Source organism: Streptomyces sp. NPDC111656, assembly GCF_055656965.1.
Map to the genome: position 1 here is coordinate 176,055 of NZ_JBVKCA010000017.1, position 26,732 is coordinate 202,786.

Consider the following 26,732-nt stretch of genomic DNA (forward strand, 5'->3'; position numbering starts at 1 on the left):
TCGGGCTCAGGTCTTGGGCCCGACGGAGTCTTCGATGCGGGCGAGCTGGTGGTCGATGTCGGTCAACCACACTTCGAGATCGATGAGTGTGGGCAGGGCAGGGTGGTGCTCCGGCAGCGGTGGGCCAGGGGGACTCCGGCCGGGCGCGGGGCGTTCGTCGGTGGTGAAGTACGTGGCGATGCGGTCGGCGTCCGTCGTCAGCTCGGCGGCCGTCCCGCGGACCCATGCGCGCGCGTCCGGCGGCACAGCGGTCAGGGGCGTTTCGAAGCAAGGTAGCCGCTGGGCACCGAGCACCGTGTGGTACGCCACGATGAGCACCCCGTGCCAGTCGGCCTGGGCGCCCTCCCAGGCGGTGGGTGGCTCGCTGCGGAACTGCGCATAGGCGGCCTCCGCCAGGCGCAGATGCCGCAGCGTCGGCAACGTCGCGGGCGGAGACGGAGCGGCCGCCGACGGGGCCAGCAGCGCCTCGACGGTGGCGGGTACCAACGTCCCGCACGAGCGCAGCAGGCCCGCCATGGTGCGGTGAACCTCTCTCCGTGCCCCCGCCGGCCAGGCGAGCAGCCCACACAGAAGGCCGATGACACTGCCGGTGACGACATCGACGATGCGGGCTTCCGACATGCGCCAGCTGGTCGGGGTGATCTGGGCGAAGGCCAGGGAGACCACCAGCGTGAACAGCCCCTGTGCGTAGGCGACTCCGAGCCGCGGGCCCAGCGCGAAGGCGATGAGCATGCCCGGCACGAGCAGGACGGCGTAGGCGTCCAGGTGCCGGCCGAGGGCGATGAGCAGCGCACCTGCCGCGACAGCCCCCACCAGGTTGCCGATCATGGCCTGGCGCACGGCCCGCCAGGTGGCGCCGACCGTGGTACGCCCCAGCGTGAGGACCGCGAGGAGGACCCAGAATCCGTGCGCGAGGTCGAGGGTGCCCGCGACGAGACGGGCGAGGGCGAGGCCGCACGCGACTCGTACGGCGTTCTGGAACCACACCGAGCGATGCGTCGCGTTGCCCATGATGCGACGCGCCCACAGCTGCGTCGTGGGCAGGTCGGCGTACCAGAAGAGTTCGCGGGGCCGGAGAGGTGAGGTTCTGCGCCCGGCGGCAGAGACGCCCACGGCTGTCACCGCGATCCATGTCGACTCGGCCAGTGTCAGCTCCGTCGCCTGTCGCCGCAGGACGTCGGTGTCCACGCCCGATTCCCTCGGGTCGGCCGCACGGCGGATCCGTTCCGCCTGGAACTGCCGGATCGCCCTGTCGAGCGCGTCGGCCGTCGGTGGACGCTCACCGGCGCGCAGGGCCGCACTCGTGTCCTCGCACGTCCGCGCGACGCGTTCACGGAGCGCGGCGGCCGATGGATCCGTGCGTGGTGCCGCGCCAGGGGGCACGGGCGTCGCGCTCCGCGACGCCAGCTGGTCCACGACCCGCCGGACCGCGGCTCCCGCCTGTGCCAGGGCCCGGTCCCGGCGCCCCGGGCCGGTCGGGCGCTCACCCGGGGAAATCTGCGACAGCCGCAGCCCCTGGCTGAGATCACGCAGCCTCGCGACGGAGACGCGGGCCGGATCGACCGCTGCCGCGGCGGCCGTCTCCAAGGCGTCGGCGAGCACGATCCGGTAGCTCGTGGCAGGTGGACCGGACAGCACGAACACCTGGCACAGGCACAGGAGTACGACGCCCACGGCCACGCCCGTCAGCCGGGCGCCCAGCGTCTGAGGGGCGTACGGCGGGAAGCAGGCCAGGATGTAGAGGAGTTGGAGACCGGGGGCGGGACCCGCCGTACGAGGTCCGGCCACCATGCTGAAACTCAAAAGGAATCCGACGATCAGCATGCCGGCCACGGCGGCCGCCGTGCTCACCGCGAGTGCCGTGCCCAGCGCGACGAAAGCCACTGCGAACGGCAGGGTCCGCAGGGTGATCCATGCCTGCTGCCGGCCGGTCCCGGGAATGGTGGAGAGCAGGCCGAGCGAGATCGGTGTGAACAGTGCGTACAGCGCCGCGACTGGTTGCTGAAGGCCGTAGAGGAACGCGTAGAAGCCGACGCTCGCCGAGCAGGTGACCTGAATCGACCGGCGTAGGATCACGGCACCGCCCGGCCCCGGCGTCATACGTGCTCGCCGCCCGCGCCGGTACGCGCACCGCGAACGGCCCCTGACGGCGATGGCGGCTGTCCGCGCATGGCGACGTTCCTCTCGGCAGACACCGCGTGTCCTCGACGACCGGGCCTCTGCCCATTTTCGACCCTCTGAAGGGTCGGCGCACGTGGTGGCGGCCCTGATCGGCGCACCGGCGCGCACCCGGCACCGGGCTCCGGGCCGCGCGGCGCCCGGTGGGCGGGGCACCTCACGGGCCCCGCCGCACCGGTCCGGCAAACCTCGAGTGGTCAGGTCGTCAGCAGGCACCTTCGTCCTGCCAGACGCCCCAGTCGGAGGCGACGGGGGTCTCGTTCTGAGTCCACCACTTGGCCTTCCAGTTGTGGTTGTTGTACGACACCTCGTTGCCGACGGTGTAGACCGCGGTGGAGCTCCAGGCCGGCTTGCACCCGGTACCCGGGGGCGTGGGCGTCGGCGTCGGGGTGGGGGTCGAGGAGGGCGGCGTTGCCCCGGCGAACTTCACCGAGTACTTGGCGAAGTCCCAGGAGCTCTGCGCCACGCTGGAGCAGGTGCCCGAGGTCCGGCCGCCGTTGTCGGCCGGGGTGCACTGGCGGTCCCGGTTGAGGGACCAGAACGTGAAGCGGTCCATGTTGTGGCTGGTGGCGTAGTCCAGCACGGTCTGGAAGTCGGTCTGCGTGAAGAACTCGCCGGTGTCGCTGCGCCCGTTCATCCCGGAGAAGCCCTCGTGGGCGTAGGCGGTCGCCTGATCCCATCCGAAGGTGGACTGCAGGATCTGGTTGAAGTTGGTCAGCGCGCCGGTCTGCGACGCCGCGCCGTTGAAGCCGCCGTCGAACGGCATGATGGAGAAGTTGTTCGGGGTGAAACCCTGTGCCTTCGCCTCCAGCAGCATCTGCTTGCCGAACCAGCCGGTGCCGTCAGCGGTGCCGGCGGTGGTGACGGAGACGTAGAGTCCGGGGTTGTTCTGCTGGAGGATCTTCGCGGCGCCGATCTCGTTCTTGATGGCCGCCGTGTTCTCGTACTCCGGCTCTTCCAGGTCGAAGTCGATGGCGTGCAGACCGTACTTGGTGATGACCTGCTGGTACGCCGCCGCCGTGGTAGCCGCGTCCGAACACACCTGGCCGAGCTTGGTGCCGCCGTATCCGCCGATGGAGACGGAGACGTCGCCGCCCTTGGCACGGATGGTGTTGACGACCGACTGCACGGCGGTGTCCGAGGAGACCGCGGCCGTACCGCCCCATGTGGGGCTGCAGCCGCCGCCGTTGGGGGCGAGGACGAAGGCGAGCTGGAACGCCTTGAGGCCGGTGGCGTCCATGATGACGGCCGGGTCCGGCGGGTCGTTGTCGAGCGGCATCAGGTAGGGAGCCGCGGCGTACCAGCGGTTGCTGAGTGCGGAGGTCGCACCGGAAGCGCTGCCCGCGACCAGTGCGGTCGTGCCCGCTGCGGCGAGTCCAACGGCGGCTGCCGCGCCCAGACATGCGCGAAGACGTCTCACTGCGTGCCTCCAGGAGGTGGGGAGAGTCGCCCCAGCTTCCTGCAGGTGTTGCGTCCATGCCAATAGATTGGCCTAGACCAGATAACTCTTGGACTAGACCATACGATTGCTTTACCTCAGCCCCCGCGCCTGCGCCCTGACATGTGCCGGGTACCACTTCGTGAAGCGGATCGCTGCGACCAGCAAGGCGATCGGGATGACCCAGTTGAGCCAGTCCGACCCCGACTTCACCTGCAGTGCGAGCAGCCCCAGCAGGGCCGTGACCAGGAACACCCCGCCCCACACCGCCGTCAGGATCCTGTTGGTGCGCCGGAACAACGGTGTGTCCCAGTACTGGTGGGGCACCGACTCGCGTGCGTACTGCTCGGTGAACGGCGTGAAAGCGAGGGAACCGAGTGCCACGACGGCGATCACCCCGTTGGCCAACGTCTGCGCGTAGGTTTCCAGCCACAGCAGGTCCTGGCGGTCCACCGCGAGCCCGAGGACGAAGATGACGGCGAAGAACACCAGACTCGCCGCCTCCAGAATCTTGAAGCTCCCGCGCCGCAGGTCGGGCACATTGAACACCAGGGCCGCGATGAGCGCTGCCAGTGCGGCGTACTTCCACGTACTGGGGCTCGCCACCACGTCGAAGATGATCCAGGGGGCGAAACCGAGGAAGACACTGTTGGTGCGCAGGTCTTCACCGCTGGACACATCGGCCTGCGCATCGGCCGCCGGCATGCCGGACGGCGTCATTCTGGACGATGGCATTCCGGACCGCGGAGACTCGCCGCTCCCCGTCGCTCCGAGTCCTCGATTCGCATCGGGTCGAGCCATCGGACACCTCCGCGGATGGCGCCTCCATGTCGGAAACCGAGAGCGCGAGGAAACCCCCGGCCGGGCGCTGAGGCGAGGGCCTCTGCTTCTCATGCTGCGACCGCCCCAACCGCGCCGCATCCGCTGCGGAAGCCCCCGGGACAGTACGCCCGCTCCCCGCCGCGCCGGAACGACCATGTGGCACGGTGCGGCGCGGTCCCACCGTCGTGGCCGGGGTCGACGAACCCATGATGGTCCACGACATGGCGTTGACGAGCCGCTTCTTGGTGCTCGTCCTCGCACCGGCCTTCTTCGATCCGCCGGCCGCCGTGAGCGGCGGCTCCTTCATCGTCTGGCGCCCCGAGCGCGGCACACGGGTGGCGCTCGTACCACGGGACGGAGGGCCGGTGCGCTGGGCCGCGGACGAGGCCTTCTGGCTGTGGCACACCGTCAATGCGTACGACTCGTCAGGCCACCCCAGTGAGTCGGACGGACCGGACCCGACGGTGACGCTCGACTACGTACAGTGGCCCCGGTTGGCACTCGGTGACTCCGAAACGACGCGTTCGGGCCGAGTGGCCGACAGTGGCGCGCGTACGGATCTCGGTCAGTGCGGCTGGGACTGCACGGACGCCGGCTGCCGACGGAGGAGTGACGGCACGCACGACGCGGAACTCGGCTGATGCCGGAGGCCTCCAGGACACTATGCCGGTCGTCCTTCAGGTGGGCGTCCCAGCGGCGTGACGTAGGGTGAGCGCCGGGGGTGGAAGACCAGAGGGGGCATGAGGTGGCGCCGGATCCGGTGCGGTTCGCGGTACTTGGACCGGTTCGGGTCTGGCGGCCGGGGACGGAGCTGCACCTCGGGCGTCCGCAGGAACGGACGCTGCTGGCACTGCTGTTGGCACGGGCAGGTCAGCCGGTCTCCGTGAACGAGATCGTCGACGTCCTGTGGGCCGGGCGTCCGCCGGACACCGCGGTCAATGTGGTCCACCGGCATGTCGGCTCACTGCGCCGCCTGTTGGAGCCCGGCCTTCCCACCCGGGCGACGGGCCACTGGCTGCTCCGGGACACGGGCGGATACCGACTGGTGGCCGACAGTGACTCTCTGGACCTGTTGCGCTTCCGTGCGCTGCGGGTCGAAGCCCGGCGGGCCGCCGCGGACGGAGCACCCGCACGGGCCGTGAGACTTCTCAGCGAGGCATTGTCGCTGTGGCGGGGGCCGACGGCCCATGGGATCCCCGTGGAGGCGCGTGCACACGCGGCGTTCGTCTCACTGGAGGGCGAGCGCCTCGCGACCGTGCAGGAGGCCGCCGATGTCGCGCTGCGTGCGGACGTGCCGGGTGTGGTCCTCCCCCACCTCCGGGAGGCCGCTGCCGGCAGCCCGTTGGACGAACCGCTGGTGGCCCGACTGATTCTCGCTCTTTCGGCCACCGGTCGACGGCCCGAGGCGCTCAGCACGTACCTCACCGTGTCGAACCGTCTCGCCGACGAGTTGGGCATCGATCCTGGACCGGAGCTGCGCGACGCCCACCAGGCGGTGCTGCGCGACGCGGCATCCACGGCGGCCGGGCCCAGAGTCTCAGAAGCGCGCAACGTCAACGATCCAGCGGCCTCGGACCTCGTCGGTCCGCGAGCGGCCTCCCTGCCCGTGCCCGCGCAACTGCCGCTCGATCTGCCGACGTTCACCGGTCGGCGGGCCGAACTGGCCGAGGTCCTCGCACCGCTGTCGAGCGAGGGGCGGTCCGCCGGAACTGTGGTGATCAGTGCCATCGGCGGAATGGCCGGAATCGGCAAGACCACGCTCGCCGTGCACTGGGCCCATCGGGTCGCGAACCGCTATCCCGATGGGCAGCTCTACGTCAATCTGCGGGGCTTCGACCCATCGGGGGCCGTCATGCGTCCCGACGAAGCGGTCCGCGGTTTTCTGGACACGCTGGGGGTACCGCCGGACCGCGTCCCGCACGGTCTGGACGCCCAGGCCGCGCTCTACCGCAGCATGCTGGCCGGACGCCGGTTCCTGGTCCTGCTGGACAACGCGCGGGATTCCGATCACGTACGGCCGCTGCTGCCCGGCACGCCCGGCTGCCTCACGATCGTCACCAGCCGCAACCAGCTCTCCGGTCTGGTGGCCGCCCATGGAGCCCACTCGCTCACCCTGCGTCCGCTCGGCACCGACGAGGGACGGGAACTCCTCATCCGCCGACTGGGGGCCGAGCGGGTCTCCGCCGAACGGGAGGCCGCGGCGGAGATCACCGCACTGTGCGCCGGGCTGCCGCTGGCCCTGGCCTGCGTCGCCGCCCGCGCGGCCACCCACCCGCACTTCTCGCTGTCGGCCGTCGCCGCCGAGCTGCGCGAGGCCCATGGCAGTCTCGACGCCTTCATCGAGGCCGACGCGTCGGCCGATGTCGGCGCGGTCTTCTCCTGGTCCTCCCGCGCCCTCTCGCCCGCCGCCGCCCGCCTCTTCCGACTGCTCGGACTGCATCCCGGACCTGATTTCACCGCGCCGGCCGCGGCCGCCCTGGCCGGGCTCGCGGAACGGGAGGCGCGGCTGTTGCTGACCGAGCTCTCCCGCCTGCACCTCATCAACGAGCACGCCCCCGGCCGGTACTCCTTCCACGACCTGCTCCGCGCCTACGCCGCCGAACTGGCGCACACCCAGCACAGCGAGGCCGAATGCCGGGCGGCCGTGAACCAGCTGTTCGAGCACTATCTGTACACGGCGCACGCCGCCGGTCGGCTGATCGCACCGTACGTGGACACGATGCCGCTCCCGCCTCTCCCCCAGGGGACCCTCCCCGAACCACTCGCCGACGACGAGTCGGCTCTCGGCTGGCTCGCGGCCGAGTACGCGGTGCTGCTCGCCGTCATCGACGCGGCCACGAGCTCCGGTTCGGACCGCCTCGTCTGCCTGCTCGTCTCGTCACTGGAGCGGTTCTTCGACCGGCAGGGTCACTGGCACGACTGGGCGGCCGCCCAACGGACCGCGCTCGACGCCGCACTGCGGCTGTCCGACCCCGTCGTGGAAGCTCATGGCCTGCTCGGACTGGCCCGGGTGGCGGGCCGACTGGGCCTGCGCGACGAAGCCGGTGCCCACCTCGACCGTGTCCTGGAACTCTTCACCGAACTCGGAGACGACGTCGGACGGGCCTACGTCCACCTGAGCCTCGGCTGGGAGGCCGAGCAGCACGGTGACCTCCCCGGTGCCCTCCGGCACGACAGGCTGGCCCTGGACCTCTTCCGGGCCACCGGCCGGCAGGCCGCGCAGGCAACCGCCCTCAACGCGGTCGGCTGGGACCACGCGACGCTCGGGGATCACCAACAGGCCCTCAGCCACTGCCTTGAGGCCCTGACCATTCAGCGGGATCTCGGAGACCACATCGGCCAGGCCGCCACCTGGGACAGCATCGCCTACGCCCACCACAACCTCGGCGACCACCCGCAGGCCCTCACCAGTTACCGCAACGCTCTCACCATCTTCCGGGACCTGGGCGTGCCTGCCGAGGAGGCCGGAACCCTCGTCCGTATCGGTGACACGCACCGTGCGACAGGCGACCACGAGGCCGCCCGCGCCGCCTGGCGCAGCGCCCTCACCCTTTTCACCGAACTGGCCCACCCCGACGCCGAGCGGGTCCGTGCCCGGCTCGATGAACTCGGCGAACCGCACGGTGACGCGTGACGAGAAGTGTGCCCCGGGAACCTCTGTCCCGGGGCACACTTCGGTCAGCCGAGTGAGCTGTCCATCGAGGACAACGGCACAGAGAACAGCACCCGTTGGGGAATCGCGGTGTCGGTTCCTGTCCGGTGCCCTGCGCTGTCGTCCGCCCATTCGGTGAGCGTCCGCACCCGGCCCGTACTCCACCAGTAGGACATGCTCTCGGTGTGCTGGCCCCAGTCGGAGTTGACGGTCGCCTGGAGGATGCGCTTCGTGTCGAAGATGTACATCACGTTGTTGTCGGAGTCCTTCTCCCACGATGTGACGATCAGCTTGTCCTGGTACCAGACCATGCCGCCCATGTGGGACTTGAGGGCGCGGTAGTCGGTGCCGCCGTTGAGCGGGATGACCGGCAGCACCCAGCGGTATGTGCAGTTGCTCGGGTCGTAGGCGTCGATGAAGGCGATACGGCCCATGTGGTCGGTGGTGGTGCCGTTCTGTCCCCACCCGGACAGGATGACCTTGTTGGTGCCCTACACGCCGTCGTTGTCCGCGTCACCGGTGTCCCAGCACTACGCGCCGCGGTGGCCGCAGCGGGTCTCAGGCGCTGCCGTAGGGGCGGCTGTCCCCGGGGAAGGCTCGGCCTGTCAGCAGGCGGCCCGGTTGCCGAAGTTGATGACGGTCGACCCGCGTCGAGGAACACCGACCGCTTCCAGAATGTCACACATCTGCAGGCTGGCGTTAATAGTTTGATTCCCATTCCGATGACTTCCGATTTGCTGATGAGATCGGCTCAATGAGTGGCCCTGTCAAAACGGACCGGCGTGCTGCAGTTACGTTCCGAACCAGCCGCCTGTATTCCTTGGGCGTTACGTGAGGCGACGGAAGGTTGGGGACGATGATTGAGCGAAGGAAATTCCTCATGGCCGGTGGCCTGGGGGCTGCGGCCATGCTCCCGCGGGGAGTTCTGGGAACGCGGGCGTATTCGGCGACGGCTCACTACCCGCCGGCAGGGTGTGAGGACCCCGCTGGGACGCCGAACACCCCTCCGCTGGAGAAGTTCGTCGACCCGCTGCCCAGACCGGTGACAGCCATCTCGGATCCCTCCGTCTATCCGGGCGCCGACTACTACGAGGTCACGATGCGGCAGGGCTCGTGGCAATTCCACCGGGATCTCGCGCCGTCACCCGCGTGGGGTTACTGGGCCACGAACCCGCACGATCCTCACAGTCCGATCGGCATGGGCTATCTCGGGCCGACCTTCAGCGTGACCAGGGACCACCCGACGGTCGTCAAGTGGCGCAACGAGCTGCCGACCACCCACATGTTCCAGCACGTGATCGACATGATCCGCGAAAAGAGACCCGTCGTCGCCCCGATCCCTCCGCCTCCCTACAAGTACGTCCCGCAGTTCCCCGATGACATCAACGTGTGGAACGTCGTACACCAGCACGGCGGTTACACAGCACCACAGTCCGACGGCCTGCCGGAGCAGTCGTTCAGCCCGAAGGGCTTCCATGCCGAGGGCTACACCACCCTGGACCCGGGCCGGGCCAAACCCAACGAAGCGATCTACGGCTACACCAACCACGACCATTCGTGCATGCTCTGGTATCACGATCACGCCATGGGGATGAGCGCTCTCAACGTCTATGCGGGCCTTGCCGGTCTCTACCTCATTCGTGACCCCGCCGACGAGCGGCTCGGGCTGCCGCGAGGCGAATTCGAGGTCCCCCTCATCCTGCAGGACCGGACCTTCAACGCGAACGGCTCGCTCGCCTACACCATGGTCGACAGGGAAGGCGAGGACACCCCGGTCGTCAACGGGAAGGCATACCCGTTCCTGGACGTCGAGCCGCGACGCTACCGGCTGCGCGTTCTCAACGCTTCGAACGAGCGTTTCTGGCGGCTGAAGTTCGAGGTAGCCCCTAGAGACGCACTTCTTGAGCCCCCACTGCCGTTCTGGCTGATCGGCACCGACGGCGGCTTCCGTGCTCCGTTGCAAATGCTGGACTTCCTGATCAGTCCGGCCGAGCGGTACGACCTGATCGTCGACTTCAGTCGGGTGAAGGGTAGGGAAGTCACATTGACGAACTACCCGGGAACGCAGGTCCACTTCCCCGGCATCCCCGGCTGCGGGCCGGAAATCGCGGACATCATGCGATTCCGGGTCATCAAGCCACTGTCCGGAGGTGGGGACAGGACGACGCCGCCCGAGAAGCTCAAGCTGCAGTCGGTCCCGCCCATCAAACCGAAACCGCACACCCGTCGGCGGGAATGGGTCGTGTACCAGCACGAGCTCTTCAGGACGATGACGTTCAACGCGGTGCCATACATGGAGCCGTCGCAGGACTTCATCAAGGAGGGCTCGACCGAGATCTGGGAGTACATCAATCCCAACCACGACGCCCACCCGATGCATGTCCACCTCGTCAACTTCCAGGTGCTGAACAGGCAGCCGATCGACGCGGCCGCCTACCAGAAGGATTACGAAAAGTGGATCTACGGTGGCCGCAAACCAAAGGACCACCCGGTGTTGGCCAACTACTTCACCGGCCCGCCGATTCCGCCGGACCCGGACGAAGCGCTGTCCTACAAGGACACGGTCAAGGCCCCTGCGAAGATGGTGACCAGAATCATCATTCAGGAATTCATCCCGCCGAAGGGTGAGATCGCGTCGATTCCGGACAGTGGCGCCAAGCTCCCGGCGACGTACATCCACCACTGCCACCTCCTCGAACACGAAGACGACGACCTGATGCGTCCGTGGACGATCGTCGGCCCCGACGGCGACCACCACAACAGCGGCCACGGCGGTGGCGGCCACAGCCACTGACGGGATCGATCGACCCGCGTGTGCCGGTCCGCGCCCAAGGAGCCCGGACCGGCATTACCGATGAACAGGCCCCGGCGTACGGGAAGTTCGCCGGCGCCTCTCCCCGCGCTTCCATGACCCCCTCAACGTGCTCGGCCGCTCCAGCTTCACCCCGTCCGTCCCGTGCGGTCGAGGGTGGCGACCTCGCGTACGGCCTCGGCGATGGACGGGAAGTCCTTCTTGAGGATCGCACCGTGGTTGCCGGCGACCTTCGCACTGATCTGGAGGTTCGGGTTGCGGGCGGTCACCGCATCGAGGCCGGTGCGGATCCGTTCCTGCTCGTCACCGCGGCTGCCGAAGGACGCCCCCGAAGCGACCACGTACCGCACAGGGACGGTGATGTCGTCCAGCACGGGGCCCAACTCGCGCTCGCGGGAGAGCCTGCCGAGCTCGATGTTGCTGTCCGCCTGCTGTGCGGCGGTCATCCGCGGGGCCAGGCCCGTCGGGCGCAGCAGCGGCAGGAACCAGCTCATCCGCCGGAACAGCTTCCGGATCCGCTGCTCCATGGCCTCGTCGAGCCAGTCGTAGGGGAACGCGCCGTCGACCAGGACCGCGCCCAGGGCACGTTCCGGATTGCGGCCGGCCCAGTGCGCCCCGACGACCGCCCCGTAGGACCAGCCCACCACCAGTGCCCGGTCCACACCCCTGGCCGCGAGAACGGCATCGACATCCCGGACGGCTGCCTCGAAGGAATAGTCCGCCGAGCGCTTCGATCTGCCGCGGGCCCGCTCGTCGTAGGTGATGTGCCGCCACCCTGTGCCCAGTTCGGCGATGACCCGTTGCCAGTATCCCTGAGTGGCGAACTGGCCGTTGAGGTAGAGCACGGGGGTGCCGGGTCCGCCGGTGTCGGTGACGGCCAGGGCCGTGTCGTCGACCGGCACCATGCCGGTCCACTTCGAACCGGTCGAGGAAGTGCTGTTCTTCGTCATGTGTTCCCCCTTGGCTGGTTCTGCTTCTGGTTCTGGTTCGGTTCGTTCAGAGGCTGCGGGCGGTGATGTCGCCGCGGGACGTGGTGGCGCGGATGTCGAGTTCGGTGGTGCCGTCGTTCTTGAGGGCGTTGCTGATGCGGCCGTGGGCGGTGTCGGCGTCCAGGGTGGCGGAGATGCCGGTGGCGGCGCCGACCGTGATGTCGCCGGACTGGGTGTGGAGTTCGACGGTGCCGCGCGTGGCCTCGGTGATGCAGATGTCGCCCCGTGCGGTGCTGATCTCGGCGGTGCCGCCGAGCCGGCCGATCTCGATGTCGCCGTCGGTTGCGGTGAGGCGGACACGCGCGGCCTCGTCGATCTTGATCTGGCGGTACGCGCCATGGAAGGCGATGTCGCCGAGGCGTCCGACGACGCGGAGCTCGGCGCTGGCGGTCTTTGCCTCGATGCGGGAGCCGGCGGGCAGCTGGACGGTGATCTCCAGGGATCCGGAGGGGCCGAGGAGCCGGTTGCTGGGGGTCGGGGTCGTGATGCGCAGGACGCCGTCGGTGTAGGTGACTTCTGTCTGCTCGGCGGTCTTGGTGTCGCGGCTCTTGGAGGGGTCGGCGGGCAGGACCTCGACGGTGGTGTCGGCGCGGTCCGCGGCGATGAACTGGATGCGTCCGGCGGGGATGTCCAGGACGGCGGAGATGGGGGTGGGGGTCTCGAACTTCTGCATCGTGTTCTCCTGCGCTCGCTCGTTGTTTCTGACTTCGGAAACGCTACGTTGCTTTCCATGTTCCGACAACAAGCTTGTTGCGCAGAATTGGCATCCATGCAGGTAGATGCCAGGAAACTGTTGCAACTGTCTTGGAGGTAACGCAACGGCAACTGCCCCGATCATTGCAATGGATGTGATGTGAACGCTACAGTGGGGGGATCAGGGACCGCCGCGAAGGACCACCAAGGAGATCGCGATGCCAGGAGGCAGGCTCACCCAGCAGGAACGCCAGCAGATCGCGCTGGGGCTGGCCGACAGCCTCCCCTACGCCGAGATCGCCCGGCGCCTCGACCGTCCGACCTCGACGATCACGCGTGAGGTGATGCGCAACGGCGGCCCCACCGCCTACCGCGCCGACCTGGCCCACCGCGCCACCGAACGCCGCGCGCACCGGCGCAGGCCCGCCACCTCCCGAGGGCCGGAGTCGGTTGCCCAGCCGCACGGACGCGACGCCGAGGCCGTGGCCGAGTACGAGGAGACGTTCACCACCGTCCTCATGGCTTCGGGCCTGACCAAGATGACGGCCCGAGTGCTGACCTGCCTGTTCACCACCGACGCGGGCAGCCTCACCGCGTCCCAGCTCGCCCAGCGCCTCCAGGTCAGCCCGGCGTCCATCTCCAAAGCGATCGCGTTCCTGGAGAGCCAGAGCCTCGTCCGCCGGGAACGCGACGAACGCCGCCGCGACCGCTACGTCGTCGACGACGACGCCTGGTACGAGGCGACGATCGCCAGCGCCCGAGCCAACGACCAACTCGTCGAAACCGCACGCCAAGGCGTCGCCGTCCTCGGCCCCCACACCCCCGCCGCCACCCGCCTGGAGAACATCGCCCGCTTCCTCGACTTCATCAGCGAGAGCATCACCCGCGCCGCCGAACAGGCCCGCGAAGTCCTCCACACCAAACCCGAAGCAACCTCGAACGACACCGCCCAACCAGGTCCGGACCACGGATAGACAACCCTCTCGAGCGTCACTGCCATGAGACGGAGTCGGCTGCCTCCTCGGGGAAACATCTCCTCGGGGAATCATGAGGTTCCACCACGGCGGCCGTCCGCGACAGCGCGCGGAAATCTCCGCCAAGCGCCCGCGCGAATCAGGTCGATACACGGCCGCGAGACATCGCTCGCGGCCCTGTTGTGTGTCGGAGTTACGGCTGCTGCTGGACCGGAGCGGGACGAGCGCCCGCCGGGTGGCGGGCCTTGGAGCCGGTCGAGGCTGCGTCGGAGGCGGGCGCCGCCACCGTGCGCCACCACGGGGCTTGAGGCAATTCGCCGCCAGGCTCGAAGGGTTGACCCGGTATGGGCAGGGCAACCCGAGCACCTGCTTCAGCAGCGGCCGCGTATGTGCGCTCGGCGGGCTCCTCCCAAGGATGCGGGGCCAGGTTGAAGGTGCCCCAGTGGATCGGCAGCAGCACGCCGTGCGGCTCACCTCCGCCCAGGTCGAGATGGGCGCGGAGACCCTCCTCCGGTGTCATGTGAATGTCCGGCCAGAAGTCGCTGTAGGCGCCGATCTGCATCATCACCGCGTCGAACGGACCGTGCGCCGCCCCGATTTCGGCGAAGCCGGGAAAGTAGCCCGTGTCTCCACTGTGGAAGACCTGGTGCCCGGGACCGGTCACCACCCAGGATGCCCAGAGCGTGCGGCGGTGCAGGGCTCGTCCGCAGAAGTGCCGGGCGGGTGTGGCAGTCAGTGTCAGACCTGCGACCTGCGTCGACTCGTGCCAGTCCAGTTCCGTGATCCGTTCAGGTGCGACTCCCCAGCGCTCCAGGTGCGCCCCCACGCCCAGCGGGGCCGCGAACTGGGCGCCCGTGCCGGCGAGGGCGCGAATGGTGGGCATGTCCAGATGGTCGTAGTGGTCGTGGGAGATCACCACCACGTCCACAGGGCCAAGGTCCTCAAGGGGCAGCGGGACCGCGTGGAGTCGTCGGGGTCCCGCGAAGCCCACCGGTGAACAACGCTCGCCCCATACCGGGTCGAACAGCACCCTCGCGCCGTCGATCTCGGTGAGAACGGTGGAGTGCCCCGTCCAGGTCAGTCGCAGACCGGATTCCGGCGCCGCGTCGGGTTCCGTGAGAGCCGGTCGGTGCAGGGGGATCGCCGTGGCCGGCCTTCTACGGACGCGATCGGCCCGGTGAACGTTCGTCCGGGCCAAGTCGAGCGCGGAGCCGGAAGCCATGGTCAGGGTGTCCGTCGGGTTGCGGAAGCTGCCGTCGGCGTACTGAGGAGATGCCTGCATACGCTCCAGTCGTGCACCGGTGGGGATGCCACCGAAGGCGGCGGGGCGAAGCAACCGCCCGAGGCGCGGCAGAGGCATGAGAGGTCTCCGTAGTGATAGCCGGGTGGGCCGAGGCTGGGACGAGACGGAAGGTTCGCTGTCGACCTGCCGCCTCGACGAACAGCCCTCGGGCTTTCCGCAGGATCTGCGTCCTTGAATGTAGTCACTGGAAACAATGATGTCAACGACAACAATGATGCCAGTGTCTACATCTTCTGGGCATGGTTATTCGGCGACTGGAGCACTCCCGTCGGGCGGGTGCGGATGCCGTGAGCCTGTCACGCAGGGCGTCGGTGAGCACCCTCGGCGCGAGGTGGTTCACGGCGGTCATCTCGGCGTACCCCTCCGAAGTGACCCGCTGGGAGAAGGCATGCAGGCCCGCGTTGTTGATCAGTACGTCGATCGGGCTCCTTGGCGCCACCGGTTCGATGAGACCTCACCCATCGAGAGCCGGGAGAGAACCCGGGCACAGCCCCGAGGAGCGAATCGTCGAGCGGACGGCGGATCCTCGGTCTTCGGAGCAATGGGCGCCGAACAACTGGGGAACTTGGACCAGTTGCTCGACGCCCTCCGGGCAGGCCTGTCGGGGGGCGCTTGACCTGCCGAGACGGGACGGGGTCGAGAGCCCCCGTTCGACGGGGTCCCGCCTCAGACCTGTGCCATGCCGCCGTCGACGCTCAGTTCCATGCCTGCGCAGAAGCTGCTCTCGTCGGATGCGAGGAAGACGGCGGCCGCGGCGACTTCCTCGGGACGTCCCATGCGTCCGAGCGGAATGACGGATGCGAAGGCCGCCTTGATCGCGTCGACGCCTTCCTCGGAGTCCGCCTGGCTGTCCAGGATCGGGGTGTCGATCGGGCCGGGGCTGATGACGTTGACCCGGATGCCGCGGCCCTTGAGTTCCTTGGTCCAGGTGCGGGCGTAGGAGCGCAAGGCGGCTTTGGTGGCGCTGTAGGTGGTGTACCCCTCGACGCCGATGTGGCCCGCGATCGATCCGACGAGGATGACCGAACCGCCGTCGTTCATCAAGGGCAAGGCCTTCTGGGCGGTGAAGAGGGTGCCACGGGCATTGACGTTGAAGGTACGGTCGAAGCTCGCTTCGGTGATCCGGCCGAACACCTGCGGATCGACCAGACCCGAATTGGCGACGACGACGTCGATCTTCCCCTTGTCCTCCGCGACGGTCCGGAAGAGCCGGTCGAGGTCGGCGGAGACGCTGACGTCACCCTGGACGGTCGCGACGTTCCTGCCGATCTCGTCTTTCGCCTTGTCCAGTTCGGGCCGGCGCCGTCCGGTGATGAACACGAAGGCGCCTTCCTCCACGAACTGTTGCGCGGTCGCAAATCCGATACCGCTACTGCCGCCGGTGACGACGGCGACCTTGCCGTCCAGCCTGTTCATGGCTGTGACCTTTCATGTATGCGTCGTATCAGCTCTGGTGCCCGATCCCCGCACAAGGAGGGGCGGGTTCAGATGGCGGTGCGGCCGCCGTCGACGGCGATGGTCGCGCCGGTGACATAGTCGGCCTTCGGCGAGACGAGGAAGGCGACGACCTCGGCGGGCTCGGCCGAGCGTTTCATCGCGGTGGTCTCGCCGAGGGCGTCGAACAGGTCGCGGGCCTCGGGCCGGGTGTAGACGGGACCGGGGGCAACGGTGTTGAAGCGGACGCCGCGGCCGCTGTACTCGGCCGTCCAGCCTTGCGTCAAAGATGCCGGCGCGGCCTTGGTCGCGCCGTACGCGGCACCGGTGGCCAGGCCGAGGCTGCCCGCCATGCTGCCTATATTGATCACGTTACCCGATCCCCTCGCCGCCATCGCGGGGGCGAATGCCGCCACGAGGAAGAACGCCGCGCGGGCGTTGCCGGCGAACATCGCGTCGTAGTCGGAGACCTTCACCTCCTCCGGTCGGTGCCCAGACCGCGTGCCCGGCGTTGTTGACCAGGACGTCGATCTCACCGGCCTCGGCGGCTAGCCGGTCGATGCCGGCCGGTTCCTCGAGGCCCGCCTCGACGAACCGAGCCTGGCCGCCGGCCGCGGTGATCTCGTTGACGGTCTCGGCGCCGCGCCGGGCGTTGCGATCGGCCACGACGACGGACATTCCGTCGGCGGCGAGCCGCTTGGCGATCGCCCGGCCGATGCCGGACGTGGCCCCGGTGACCAGGGCGGTCATGGGTCGCAGGTCGAGGTCGAGGTTGTTCTCGCGCTCCACAGACATGGGATGCGCCTTCCATAGGTGTCATCCAGACCGGTCTGTCTGGCAACAATTCCAACCCCATGCCGAAGGTGCTGTCCCCCGGGAACGCAGCGTGGCCGCACGGGCGCGGCTGCTGGCCGCCGCCAACGAGCTGTTCTACGCCGAGGGAGTCCAGTCGGTCGGGATCGACCGCGTGATCGAGCACGCCGGAGTCGCCAAGGCGACGCTGTACAGCGCCTTCGGCAGCAAGGACGGCCTGGTCCGCGCCTGTCTCCAGGCACGGCACGCGGCAACCGCCGAGCGCATGGCGCGCGAACTCGAAGCCCGCTACGACACCCCGAAAGAGCGCCTGGTCGGCGCGTTCGAGGTGCAGGGGCTGTCGTTCACCGAGCCGGGGTTCCGCGGCTGCGCGTTCATCAGCGCGAGTGCCGACGCGCCCCAGGGCGGTGTCGTCGAAGGGGCCGCGCAGGACTACCGCACCTGGCTGCACGAGTTGTTCTTCGACCTCGCCCAGCAGGCAGGAGCCACGGACGCGAAGTCACTCGCCCACCATCTGGTCCTGCTCTATGACGGCGCCGGGATCAGCGCCTGGCTGGACCGCGACCCCAGCACCGAGACAGCGGCCCGCACCGTGGCCGCGACCCTGGTCGAGGCCGCCGTCCCGGACTGAGACGGACCGCCGGACGGCGGCCGCGCCCACCTGTCGTCGCGGCGGCCCAACCCGGAAGGAGCCGCTCCCCCGCCGGGAGTGAGCCGGGCCGGGCCGCGCCGACTCAGTCGCCGACGCCCGGGTCGACCTCGTGACCGTTGGCGGTCAAGGTGACGTCGATGTTGCCCCGGGTGGCGTTCGAGTAGGGACACACATGATGTGCGGCCGCGACGATCTGCGCCGCCCGCTCGGGATCCGAGATCTGCGGCAGGGTCACGTGGAGCTCCACGGCAAGTGCGAAACCACGATCCTCGGTGGGCAGGAGGCTGACACGGCTGTCGATCGAAGCGTCGCCGGTCTCGACCCTTTCGCGACGGCCCACCACGCCGAGCGCGCCCTCGAAGCAGGCCGCATAGCCCACCGCGAAGAGCTGTTCGGGGTTCGTGCCACCCCCGTCGCCGCCCATCTCCTTCGGCACACGGAGCTGGACGTCCAGGACTCCGTCCTGTGTGCGCCCGTGACCGCTCACGCGGCCGCCGGTCACGGTTGCCTCCGCCGTGTAGAGAACTCGTGCCATCTCGATCTCCCTTCCGGACCCGCGGATTGCCCCGGCCCATGGCCGGGACCTTTCCAAAGTCTGCCGCTGATCGCACCTCGACGAACCCATCCGTAGGGCACGAGCGACGCCCGATCAACCCGAGCGCCTCCCGATGGGCCCGATCGGCCCCCGCGTCCGGTTCATCGAGCGCTCGTAGAGACCGACGCGGCATCGCGGTGCGCGGCACGGCTTCAGCCACCGGAATGAGTCCTGAGCGCGTGTGGAGCTGTCGCGCGGCGTCCGGACTGGCATCGTCGTGCATGGCGTCGTCGTGCAGGCGGATTTCGGCGAACGGTGTCAGCGCAGGGTGGCGACCGAAGTGCGGTAGAGGACTTCCTCGGCGCGCTCCCATGACCAGCCGTTCTCCACCACGAGCGTTCGCCAGCCGGTGGGACCGAACCAGTACCAGAGCAGGTCGGCCGTCTCCTGCACCGAGTGGGAAGGCGGCGGAGTCAGGTGGTGCAGGTGCTGGGCGGTCGCGCGGAGCGCGTCCCGGTACGCCGCGGTCGCGCGCTCCCACAGAGCCTCGCCGTTCTCATGCACGGGCAGCGCTTTGCGGATCGCTTCGTGCACGGCGAACTGCCCCTCGTTGCCCATCCGCGTGCCATGGGCCAGGGCTTTCAGGACCGACTCCGGTGTCCGCAGGGCGAGCAGGTCCTCCATGGCCTGCTCGTAACCAGAAGCGATCACACCCTGGTCGACGATCCGGTTCAGGATGTCGCTCTTGCTCCCGACACTCGCGAAGACGGTCTTCGAGGCGACGCCCGCCGCTGAAGCGATGTCGGCGACGGTCACGCGACCGTAGCCGTGCTCGGCGAACAGTTCCGTGGCCTGACCGAGGATCAGTGCCCGCGTCCGTGCGGCGGCCTGCTCGCGCAGCGGGGAGACGTAGCGGCGCTTGGACGGCATGGCGTCATCCTAAGGCGTGAATTCATTAGGCGTGCTATAACCTCAATATCCGCCGGCGGGCCTCGCGCTCGACTCCGGCGACGACCGCGCCGCCCGTCCCCCTCGGACCGGTCGGCGCCTCACTCCTCAGAGCGCACACCCGTCGAAAAGGATCAACGCAATGGGCATGGATGCCACGGACCTGGCCCACGGACTCTTCCGGGTCCTCGAGACAGGCGATCCGGCACTGGCCGCCGAGGTGGTGCACGAGGACTTCCACAACCGCGAGGCAGCCGTGTCACCCGCGGCCTGTGCACTCCCCGGACCGGCAGGAGTCCTTGCCTCCGGCGCGTGGATGCGCTTCGCCTTCAGCGACCTGACCTTCCCCGTCCTCGGCATCGCCCGCAACGACGAGCAGGTCTGGGTACGGCTTCGCATGCAGGGCCGCCACACAGGTCCCTTCGTCCGCTTCCGCGACGGCGCTCTCGACCAGGCCATACCCCCCACCGGGCGTGACATCGACTTCGAACAGATCCACGTGCTCGAACTCCGCGACGGCAAAGTGGTCGGGCATGAAGCCGTGCGCGACGACATCACCATGCTCGGCCAGCTCGGCGTCTTCCCGCCCGCTCCGGCCACCGCTCTGCGCATGGTCGCCTGGCGGGTGACCGGAAAGGCCGCGCGCGCCGCGACCGACGTCACGGCGAAAGCCGTCGAGGCGGCCGGCCGCCCGCAGGGCGACCCGGGACCGAGCCACTGAACCGCAGAGCGACTGAGTCACTGAGAGCCGAAAGCCTCCTCGACGTCCTGGCAGGCCAGGCTCCACCGGGATGACACGGACAACGTTCACGCAACCACCCGACGACCGTGTCGTCCCGCCCCCGCCGCGCCTCCGGCGGGGGCGGGGGCGGTGGGACCTGGTCCGGCCGCCCACGCCGGTAGTGGGGTGGGTTCCGGACCCGGCCCGACCGACCCGACCATTCGTCGGCGACCCGCCGACCGATCCGCCCCCTCTCCAGCGGGAATATCCGAGAATGATTTAGCACTCAACAATATGGACCTGGTCGCCGACCCTATGGGAGGCTCGCATGGGCACCACCGCCGAGATCGGGGATGGAACTATGTCTGAGCTGGGGCTCCTCGACACCGGTGGCATCCTGCGCCAGGCATGGGTCGCCCCGGAACGGACGAGCTCGGGTCTGGGCTGGGAGCACGCGTATCTGTCCACCCAGCGGGAAACGCCGTACCACTCGACCTTCGACAGTGCCCCCACTCATCTGCTGATCCTTCACCTCAGTGGCCCGGTGACCGTCCGACGCCGGGCCGGCCGGTCGATGCGGGCTCAGCGGATTCCGGCAGGGGGGCTCTTCGTCCACCCGGCAGGTCGCGCGCTCGATGTCGAGCTCCAGGGCGGCCTCGACACCGTCCACCTCTATCTCAGCGACTCGGCCCTCCAGGAAGCGCACGGCGGCCGTGAGGCGGTGGAACTCGCCGAGGAACTGGGCAGCTCGGATCCCCTGATCGAGCAGGTCATGCTGGCTCTGGACGGCGTCGTGCGCCAGTGGGAGCCCTCCGCGCGCACCTACGTCGATCACCTCGTCGGCATGCTCGCCGCCCAGCTCGCCCACGCGCACACGGCCGGTCGGCCCGCGGCCCCGGCCGGCGCGATGTCGGGACTGACCTCTCAGCAGCTCGTGTCCGCACGGGAATTGATGGAGCAACACATCTCCGACCCGCTGCGCGTCTCCGATCTGGCCGCCGCCACCGGGCTGAGCGCGAGTCAATTCAGTCGGCAGTTCAGGACCAGCACCGGAAAGTCTCCGCACCAGTTCCTGTTGCAACTGCGGCTGGACCACGCACGCCGGATGCTGCGCACCACGGTCCTGCCCATCCCCGACGTGGCCGTCCACTGCGGTTTCTCCCATCAGGAACACCTGACGCGCGTGATGCGCGCCAAGCTCGGCACGACCCCCGCCGCGGTCCGACGCGCGGGCTGACACCGCGTTCCGACGCCCGTCCCGCCCGCCCCTTTCCTCCGGCGCACCACACGCACCGCATCCGCCCCGCCAGAGCCACGCACCGCGCCGATCCTGCAGAAACACGCTCGAAACGTGCAGGAGTCAAAGCGCCCGCCGTCCCCACACTCGGAGTCAGAAATTCAGGGACCCACGGCAACGCGAAGGCGGACCCCCATGAGGAATTTCGTGTACACCTCCCATCCCTCGCGGATCGTCTTCGGCACCGAAACGGTCGGCCAGGTCCGCGAGGAGGTCGAGCGACTCGGCTGTTCCCGAGTCCTCCTCCTGTCCACTCCGTCGGTGGCCAAGGCCGCCGCCCGGGTCCGCGATGTCCTCGGTGACGTCATCGTGGCGGAGTTCGACGGTGCCACCATGCACACTCCGGTCGACGTGACCGAACGGGCCCTCGACATCCTTCGGAAGCACTCCGCCGACTGCCTGGTGGCCGTCGGCGGCGGTTCCACCACGGGGCTGGCCAAGGCACTCGCGCTCCGCACCGACCTGCCGCAGCTGATCCTTCCCACCACCTACGCGGGTTCCGAGGTCACCCCCGTCCTCGGCGAGACACAGGACGGACGCAAGACCACGGTGGCCTCCCCCGCGATCCTGCCCGAGACCGTCGTGTACGACGTCGAGTTCACCCTCGGCCTGCCGGTGGGCCTGTCGGTCACCAGCGCGGTCAACGCCATGGCCCACGCCGTGGAAGCCCTGTACGCGCCACAGGCGAACCCCGTCATCGACGCCATGGCGCTCGATGCGATCGCGCTGAGCGCCCGCGCCCTGCCGACTCTCGTGACCGAGCCGTCCGACACCGCGGCACGCGCCGACCTCCTGCGTGCCGCGTGGCTGGCCGGTACCTGCCTCGGATCCGTCGGTATGGGCCTGCATCACAAGCTGTGCCACACGCTGGGGGGTGCGTTCGACTTGGCGCACGCCGCGACGCACACCGTGATCCTGCCGCACGCGATGGCCTACAACGCCCCGGCCGCTCGGGACGCCATGAGCCGCATCGCCGACGCACTCGGCGTACCGGACGCTCCGAGCGGGATGTTCGACCTGATCACCTCGCTCGGGGGCCCCACCTCGCTGCGCGAACTGGGCATGGCGGAGGCGGATCTGCCGCAGGCCGCGCGGCTGGCGGTCGCCACGCCGTACCCCAACCCCCGTGAGCTGACGCCCACGGGAATCGAGAGCCTGTTGCGCGATGCCTGGCAGGGCCGTCGTCCCACGGTTCCCGCGGCCCCGTCTCCGGCTCCGCGAACCCCTGAGCTGTCGGCCCCCGGGACGCACGCAGTGGCTTCGGACGTGGAGCGCCTGACCGCCCAGGTGGTGGAGAGCTTCGCGGACGCACCCGATCCGCGGGGCAGGCAGTTGCTCAGCGACCTCGTACGGCACCTGCACCACTTCGTGACGAGCAATGACCTCACCGAATCCGAGTGGGAGCAGGCCATCGACTTCCTGACCCGTACCGGACAGATCTCCACCAGCACCCGCCAGGAGTTCGTGCTGCTGTCCGACACACTCGGTGTCTCCAGCATCGTCGACCTGCTCACCCACTCACGTACCCCGCAGACCACACCGTCAGCGGTCCTCGGCCCCTTCTACACGGACGGGCCGCCGGAAACCGCACAGGGCGGCGACATCTCACAGGGGGTGGCCGGCACCCCTCTGTGGGCCGACATCCTCATCACCGACACGGACGGACGGCCCGTGCCGGATGCCGTCACGGACGTCTGGCAGGCCAACAAGGACGGTTTCTACGACGTCCAGTTGCCCGAGTTGGACGGACCGGTGCTGCGGGGCCGCCTGCGCACCGACGAGCAGGGACGCCTGCGCTTCTGGACGACCCTCCCGGCCGAGTACCCGATCCCGGACGACGGACCGGTGGGACAGCTGCTCCAAGCCGTCGAACGTCATCCCTACCGTGCGCCCCACCTGCACTTCATGATCTCCGCCGCCGGCCACCAGCGCCTGGTCACCCAGCTGTTCGTGGAGGGCGGCCACTACATCGACTCCGACACCGTGTTCGGCGTCAAGGAGGGCCTGATCGTGGATTTCGCACCCCGGGTCGGGCCGACCCCGGACGGCCGTGCCGTCGACGGGGAGTGGCGCAGCCTGCAGTTCACCTTCCGCATCGCCCGCCTGGCCGACGGCCCCGCACACTGACCTGGAGCAGTCTCATGGACTCGACCCACACCTACGACACCGACGTCCTCGTGGTCGGCAGTGGACCCGCCGGTGGATCCGCGGCCCTGCTCCTGGCGACGTACGGCATTCGCACCCTGCTCGTCACCAAGTACGGCTGGCTCGCCGACACCCCCCGTGCGCACATCACCAACCAGCGCACCATGGAGGTACTGCGCGACCTGGGCGTGGACGGCGAAGCCGCCGCGGCCGGGAGCCCCGCCGAACTCATGGGCGACACCGTTCTGTGCACCGCCCTGGCGGGCGAGGAGATCGGCCGGATCCGCAGCTGGGGCACCGGCCCGCACGCGGCGACCGAGTACGGTGCCGCCAGCCCCGCGCAGATGATCGACCTTCCGCAGACCTTTCTTGAACCGATCCTGGTGAAGAACGCCGCGGCGCGGGGAGCCAAGATCCGTTTCGACACCGAGTTCCTCAGCCTGGAACAGGACGCCGACGGCGTCACCGCGCGGCTCCGGGACCGGGTGCGCGGAGACGAGTTCACCGTGCGAGCCCGCTATCTGATCGGTGCGGACGGCGGCCGCAGTGGCGTGGCGGAGCAGATCGGACTGCCGATCGCCGGGCAGAGCGGCAAGGCCGGCAGCATGAACATCGTCTTCAAGGCCGACCTGTCCCGGCACGTGGCCCACCGCCCGAGCGTTCTGTACTGGGTGATGCGTCCCGGCGCCCACATGGGCGGCATCGGCATGGGGCTGGTGCGCATGGTGCGGCCGTGGAACGAATGGCTGCTGGTGTGGGGATACGACATCGACCAGCCCCCGCCCCATATGGACGAGGCGACCGCCCGTGACATCGTCCACGACCTCATCGGCGACCGCGACATTCCCGTCGAGATCATGTCGAGCTCGCTGTGGACGGTCAACCACAGCTATGCCACGACGTATTCGGCCGGACGGGTCTTCTGCGCCGGGGACGCGGTGCACCGGCACCCGCCGTCCAACGGCCTCGGTTCCAACACCTCGATCCAGGACTCGTACAACCTCGCCTGGAAGCTCGCCATGGTCATCCGCGGTCAGGCCGGCCCGGGGCTCCTCGACACGTACACCGCGGAGCGGGCACCGGTCGGTCGGCAGATCGTCGATCGCGCCAACCTCAGCCGCGACCAGTTCGGCCCGATCTTCCAGGCATTGGGACTCGATGAGTACAGCGAGGAGGAGGACATCGTCGACGGTCTCGCCGCGTGCCGCAGCGGGACGGCCGAGGGCACCAAGCGGCGGCAGGCGCTGGAAGAGGCCATTCAGCTGAAGAACTACGAGTTCAACGCTCATGGCGTCGAGATGAACCAGCGCTACGACTCCTCCGCGGTCGTCCAGGACACCGGCGCCGCCGAGGAATGGACCCGGGATCCGGAGCTCTTCCACCGGCCGACGACCCGCCCCGGCGCGAAACTCCCGCACGCCTGGCTCGTCGACGGCAACGGCCACCGCCTGTCCACGCTGGACGTCGTCGGCAAGGGAACCCTCACGCTGGTCACCGGCCTGTCCGGTGGCGTGTGGGAGTCGGTCGCGGCCGACTGCGCCGAGGCTCTGGGGATTCCTCTGAAGTGCGTCCGCATCGGCGCCGAGGACAGCCGCGACGCCTACGGCGAGTGGCGCCGGACATCGGAGGTGGCCGAGGACGGGTGCCTGCTCGTCCGCCCGGACGGGCACATCGCCTGGCGAGCCTCTTCGGCGCCGGACGCCGAGTCCGCGGCATACGGCGAGCTGCTCGAAGCCCTGAGGACCGTACTGCACCGTTGACGACCGCGACGCGACACCCGCGTACAGCCACACACTCACACCCCCACACGGAAACCCGAACAGAAGCAGACACCACTCGGGGCGAGTCTGCCGGACCGGAACGGAGCGCAGTGCACATGGACAAGGTGGTTGCCACGGCCGAGGAGGCACTGGCAGGCGTCATGGACGGAGCGTCCCTGGCCGTGGGCGGCTTCGGCCTCAGCGGCGTCCCCGACGTGCTGATCCACGCGCTGTACGCGACCGGTGTGACCGGGCTGAGCGTGGTCTCCAACAACTGCGGCGTGGATGGCGGCGGCCTGGGCATCCTGCTCGCCGCCGGTCGCATAGCCCGCGTCACCGGCTCGTACGTCGGCGACAACAAGGAGTTCGCCCGCCAGTACCTCTCCGGCGAACTGTTGGTCGAACTGACTCCGCAGGGCACGCTCGCCGAGCGCCTGCGCGCCGGCGGATGCGGCATCCCCGCCTTCTTCACGCCCGCCGGTGTCGGTACCCAGGTCGCCGAGGGCGGCCTGCCCTGGCGCTACGCCCCCGACGGCACCGTGGCCGTCACCTCACCGCCCAAGGAGGTCCGCGAGTTCGACGGCCGGCGTTACGTGCTCGAGCACGGCATCACCACCGACTTCGCACTGGTGCGGGCGGCCAGGGGCGACCGCCACGGCAATCTCGTCTTCCGCCGCTCGGCCCGTAACTTCAACCCGCTCGCCGCGATGGCCGGCCGCGTCACGATCGCCGAGGTCGAACAGTTGGCCGAGCCCGGCGAGCTCGACCCGGACGAGATCCATCTCCCCGGCGTGTTCGTCCAGCGTGTGGTGGAACTGACGCCGGAGCAGGCCGCGGACAAACACATCGAACGGCGCACTGTCACCGCGCCGTCGGCACGAGGGACGGTGCGGCACTGATGCCATGGACCAGGAACGAGATGGCCGCACGCGCGGCGGCAGAGATCCAGGACGGCGACTACGTCAACCTCGGGATCGGACTGCCCACGCTGGTGCCCGAGCACGTGGCCGAAGGGGTGCACGTGGTGCTCCAGTCGGAGAACGGCGTCCTCGGCGTCGGACCGTACCCGGCCGAGGAGGACGTGGACCCCGACCTGATCAACGCGGGCAAGGAGACGGTCACCGTACTGCCGGGTGCGAGCTTCTTCGACTCCGCGTTGTCCTTCGGAATGATCAGGGGCGGTCACATCGACACCGCCATTCTGGGAGCCATGCAGGTCTCCGCCACCGGAGATCTCGCCAACTGGATGATCCCGGGCAAGATGGTGAAGGGCATGGGCGGTGCGATGGACCTCATCCACGGCGCCCGCCGAGTCGTCGTCGTGATGGAACACTGCGCCAAGGACGGCAGTCCGAAGCTCGTCGCCGCCTGCACCCTGCCTCTCACCGGCGTGGCCTGCGTCGACCGCGTCATCACCGACCTCGGCGTGCTGGACGTCACCGAGGACGGACTCGTCCTCGTGGAGAGCGCTCCCGGCGTCAGCACGGACGAGATCGTCAGCCGTACCGCCGCGCCCGTGCGTGTGCCGGACCCCGTCGGCTGACCCCGATTCAGCTCTCCCCTCCC

22 protein-coding genes and 1 pseudogene are annotated in these 26,732 nt (G+C 69.1%); 11 read left to right on the forward strand and 12 right to left on the reverse strand.

Annotation, left to right across the window (positions count from 1 at the left end; all coding sequences use genetic code 11):
* Positions 1–6: 6 nt before the first annotated feature.
* The 3 genes from ACZ7M3_RS38555 to ACZ7M3_RS38565 all read right to left on the reverse strand — a co-directional run bounded on the left by ACZ7M3_RS38555 (position 7) and on the right by ACZ7M3_RS38565 (position 4,321).
* Positions 7–2,076 (reverse strand): FUSC family protein, encoded by a 2,070-nt coding sequence (locus ACZ7M3_RS38555; protein WP_472069790.1) that lies wholly within the window; start codon positions 2,074–2,076, stop codon positions 7–9.
* 307 nt (positions 2,077–2,383) lie between these two features.
* Positions 2,384–3,598, reverse strand: coding sequence for a carbohydrate-binding protein (locus tag ACZ7M3_RS38560; RefSeq protein ID WP_472069792.1), 1,215 nt, complete (start codon positions 3,596–3,598; stop codon positions 2,384–2,386).
* A gap of 111 nt (positions 3,599–3,709) precedes the next feature.
* Positions 3,710–4,321, reverse strand: coding sequence for a DUF3159 domain-containing protein (locus ACZ7M3_RS38565; protein WP_472069794.1), 612 nt, complete (start codon positions 4,319–4,321; stop codon positions 3,710–3,712).
* Positions 4,322–4,590: 269 nt separating this feature from the next.
* Between ACZ7M3_RS38565 and ACZ7M3_RS38570 the strand changes: the two are divergent.
* A pseudogene (locus tag ACZ7M3_RS38570) lies at positions 4,591–4,986 on the forward strand (carotenoid oxygenase family protein); the annotation flags it as partial.
* 173 nt (positions 4,987–5,159) lie between these two features.
* Positions 5,160–8,072: an AfsR/SARP family transcriptional regulator gene (locus tag ACZ7M3_RS38575; protein WP_472069796.1), complete on the forward strand. Its 2,913-nt coding sequence runs from the start codon at positions 5,160–5,162 to the stop codon at positions 8,070–8,072.
* A gap of 44 nt (positions 8,073–8,116) precedes the next feature.
* Here ACZ7M3_RS38575 and ACZ7M3_RS38580 read toward each other — a convergent pair whose 3' ends face one another.
* Entirely contained in the window at positions 8,117–8,524 is a 408-nt protein-coding gene (locus ACZ7M3_RS38580; RefSeq protein ID WP_472069798.1) for a hypothetical protein, read from the reverse strand.
* Between the two features lie 446 nt (positions 8,525–8,970).
* Between ACZ7M3_RS38580 and ACZ7M3_RS38585 the strand changes: the two genes are divergently transcribed.
* Positions 8,971–10,884, forward strand: a complete 1,914-nt coding sequence (locus tag ACZ7M3_RS38585) for a multicopper oxidase family protein (protein ID WP_472069800.1) — start codon at positions 8,971–8,973, stop codon at positions 10,882–10,884.
* Between the two features lie 146 nt (positions 10,885–11,030).
* Here ACZ7M3_RS38585 and ACZ7M3_RS38590 read toward each other — a convergent pair whose 3' ends face one another.
* Complete coding sequence (locus ACZ7M3_RS38590; RefSeq protein ID WP_472069802.1) at positions 11,031–11,852, reverse strand: alpha/beta fold hydrolase; 822 nt, start codon at positions 11,850–11,852, stop codon at positions 11,031–11,033.
* 46 nt (positions 11,853–11,898) lie between these two features.
* Positions 11,899–12,564 (reverse strand): DUF4097 family beta strand repeat-containing protein, encoded by a 666-nt coding sequence (locus tag ACZ7M3_RS38595; RefSeq protein WP_472069804.1) that lies wholly within the window; start codon positions 12,562–12,564, stop codon positions 11,899–11,901.
* 238 nt (positions 12,565–12,802) lie between these two features.
* On the opposite strand from ACZ7M3_RS38595, the gene ACZ7M3_RS38600 reads away from it, so the two are divergent.
* Positions 12,803–13,558, forward strand: a complete 756-nt coding sequence (locus ACZ7M3_RS38600) for a GbsR/MarR family transcriptional regulator (protein WP_355431330.1) — start codon at positions 12,803–12,805, stop codon at positions 13,556–13,558.
* 193 nt (positions 13,559–13,751) lie between these two features.
* Here the strand turns inward: ACZ7M3_RS38600 and ACZ7M3_RS38605 are convergent, their stop codons facing one another.
* The 4 genes from ACZ7M3_RS38605 to ACZ7M3_RS38620 all read right to left on the reverse strand — a co-directional run bounded on the left by ACZ7M3_RS38605 (position 13,752) and on the right by ACZ7M3_RS38620 (position 17,090).
* The gene (locus tag ACZ7M3_RS38605; protein WP_472069806.1) at positions 13,752–14,918 is read right to left on the reverse strand and encodes an MBL fold metallo-hydrolase; all 1,167 of its coding nucleotides are present in this window, start codon (positions 14,916–14,918) and stop codon (positions 13,752–13,754) included.
* 609 nt (positions 14,919–15,527) lie between these two features.
* Positions 15,528–16,277, reverse strand: a complete 750-nt coding sequence (locus tag ACZ7M3_RS38610; RefSeq protein ID WP_472069808.1) for an SDR family NAD(P)-dependent oxidoreductase — start codon at positions 16,275–16,277, stop codon at positions 15,528–15,530.
* A 68-nt stretch (positions 16,278–16,345) separates the two neighbouring features.
* Positions 16,346–16,747 carry an SDR family NAD(P)-dependent oxidoreductase gene (locus ACZ7M3_RS38615; RefSeq protein ID WP_472069934.1) on the reverse strand — a complete coding sequence of 134 codons (402 nt, stop codon included), beginning with the start codon at positions 16,745–16,747 and terminating at the stop codon, positions 16,346–16,348.
* Positions 16,668–17,090, reverse strand: coding sequence for an SDR family NAD(P)-dependent oxidoreductase (locus ACZ7M3_RS38620; RefSeq protein WP_472069810.1), 423 nt, complete (start codon positions 17,088–17,090; stop codon positions 16,668–16,670). The genes ACZ7M3_RS38615 and ACZ7M3_RS38620 overlap by 80 nt, the downstream gene beginning before the upstream one ends.
* Positions 17,091–17,181: 91 nt before the next feature.
* On the opposite strand from ACZ7M3_RS38620, the gene ACZ7M3_RS38625 reads away from it, so the two are divergent.
* Positions 17,182–17,739: a TetR/AcrR family transcriptional regulator gene (locus ACZ7M3_RS38625; RefSeq protein ID WP_472069812.1), complete on the forward strand. Its 558-nt coding sequence runs from the start codon at positions 17,182–17,184 to the stop codon at positions 17,737–17,739.
* 103 nt (positions 17,740–17,842) lie between these two features.
* Here the strand turns inward: ACZ7M3_RS38625 and ACZ7M3_RS38630 are convergent, their stop codons facing one another.
* Complete coding sequence (locus ACZ7M3_RS38630) at positions 17,843–18,295, reverse strand: organic hydroperoxide resistance protein (RefSeq protein WP_472069814.1); 453 nt, start codon at positions 18,293–18,295, stop codon at positions 17,843–17,845.
* Positions 18,296–18,613: 318 nt separating this feature from the next.
* Positions 18,614–19,225 (reverse strand): TetR/AcrR family transcriptional regulator, encoded by a 612-nt coding sequence (locus tag ACZ7M3_RS38635; protein ID WP_472069816.1) that lies wholly within the window; start codon positions 19,223–19,225, stop codon positions 18,614–18,616.
* A 166-nt stretch (positions 19,226–19,391) separates the two neighbouring features.
* Between ACZ7M3_RS38635 and ACZ7M3_RS38640 the strand changes: the two genes are divergently transcribed.
* From ACZ7M3_RS38640 to ACZ7M3_RS38665, 6 genes are all read left to right on the forward strand, one after another.
* Positions 19,392–19,964 (forward strand): ester cyclase, encoded by a 573-nt coding sequence (locus tag ACZ7M3_RS38640; protein WP_472069818.1) that lies wholly within the window; start codon positions 19,392–19,394, stop codon positions 19,962–19,964.
* A 361-nt stretch (positions 19,965–20,325) separates the two neighbouring features.
* A complete protein-coding gene (locus ACZ7M3_RS38645) occupies positions 20,326–21,201 on the forward strand; it encodes a helix-turn-helix domain-containing protein (protein WP_472069819.1) in 876 nt (291 codons plus the stop codon).
* Positions 21,202–21,396: 195 nt separating this feature from the next.
* A complete protein-coding gene (locus tag ACZ7M3_RS38650) occupies positions 21,397–23,388 on the forward strand; it encodes a maleylacetate reductase and hydroxyquinol 1,2-dioxygenase domain-containing protein (protein ID WP_472069821.1) in 1,992 nt (663 codons plus the stop codon).
* A 14-nt stretch (positions 23,389–23,402) separates the two neighbouring features.
* On the forward strand, positions 23,403–25,166 hold the full coding sequence (locus tag ACZ7M3_RS38655; protein WP_472069823.1) for an FAD-dependent oxidoreductase: 1,764 nt from the start codon (positions 23,403–23,405) through the stop codon (positions 25,164–25,166).
* A gap of 116 nt (positions 25,167–25,282) precedes the next feature.
* Positions 25,283–26,065, forward strand: a complete 783-nt coding sequence (locus ACZ7M3_RS38660; protein WP_472069825.1) for a CoA transferase subunit A — start codon at positions 25,283–25,285, stop codon at positions 26,063–26,065.
* Positions 26,065–26,709 (forward strand): CoA transferase subunit B, encoded by a 645-nt coding sequence (locus ACZ7M3_RS38665; RefSeq protein ID WP_472069827.1) that lies wholly within the window; start codon positions 26,065–26,067, stop codon positions 26,707–26,709. Before ACZ7M3_RS38660 ends, ACZ7M3_RS38665 begins: the two co-directional genes overlap by 1 nt.
* Positions 26,710–26,732 lie beyond the last annotated feature (23 nt).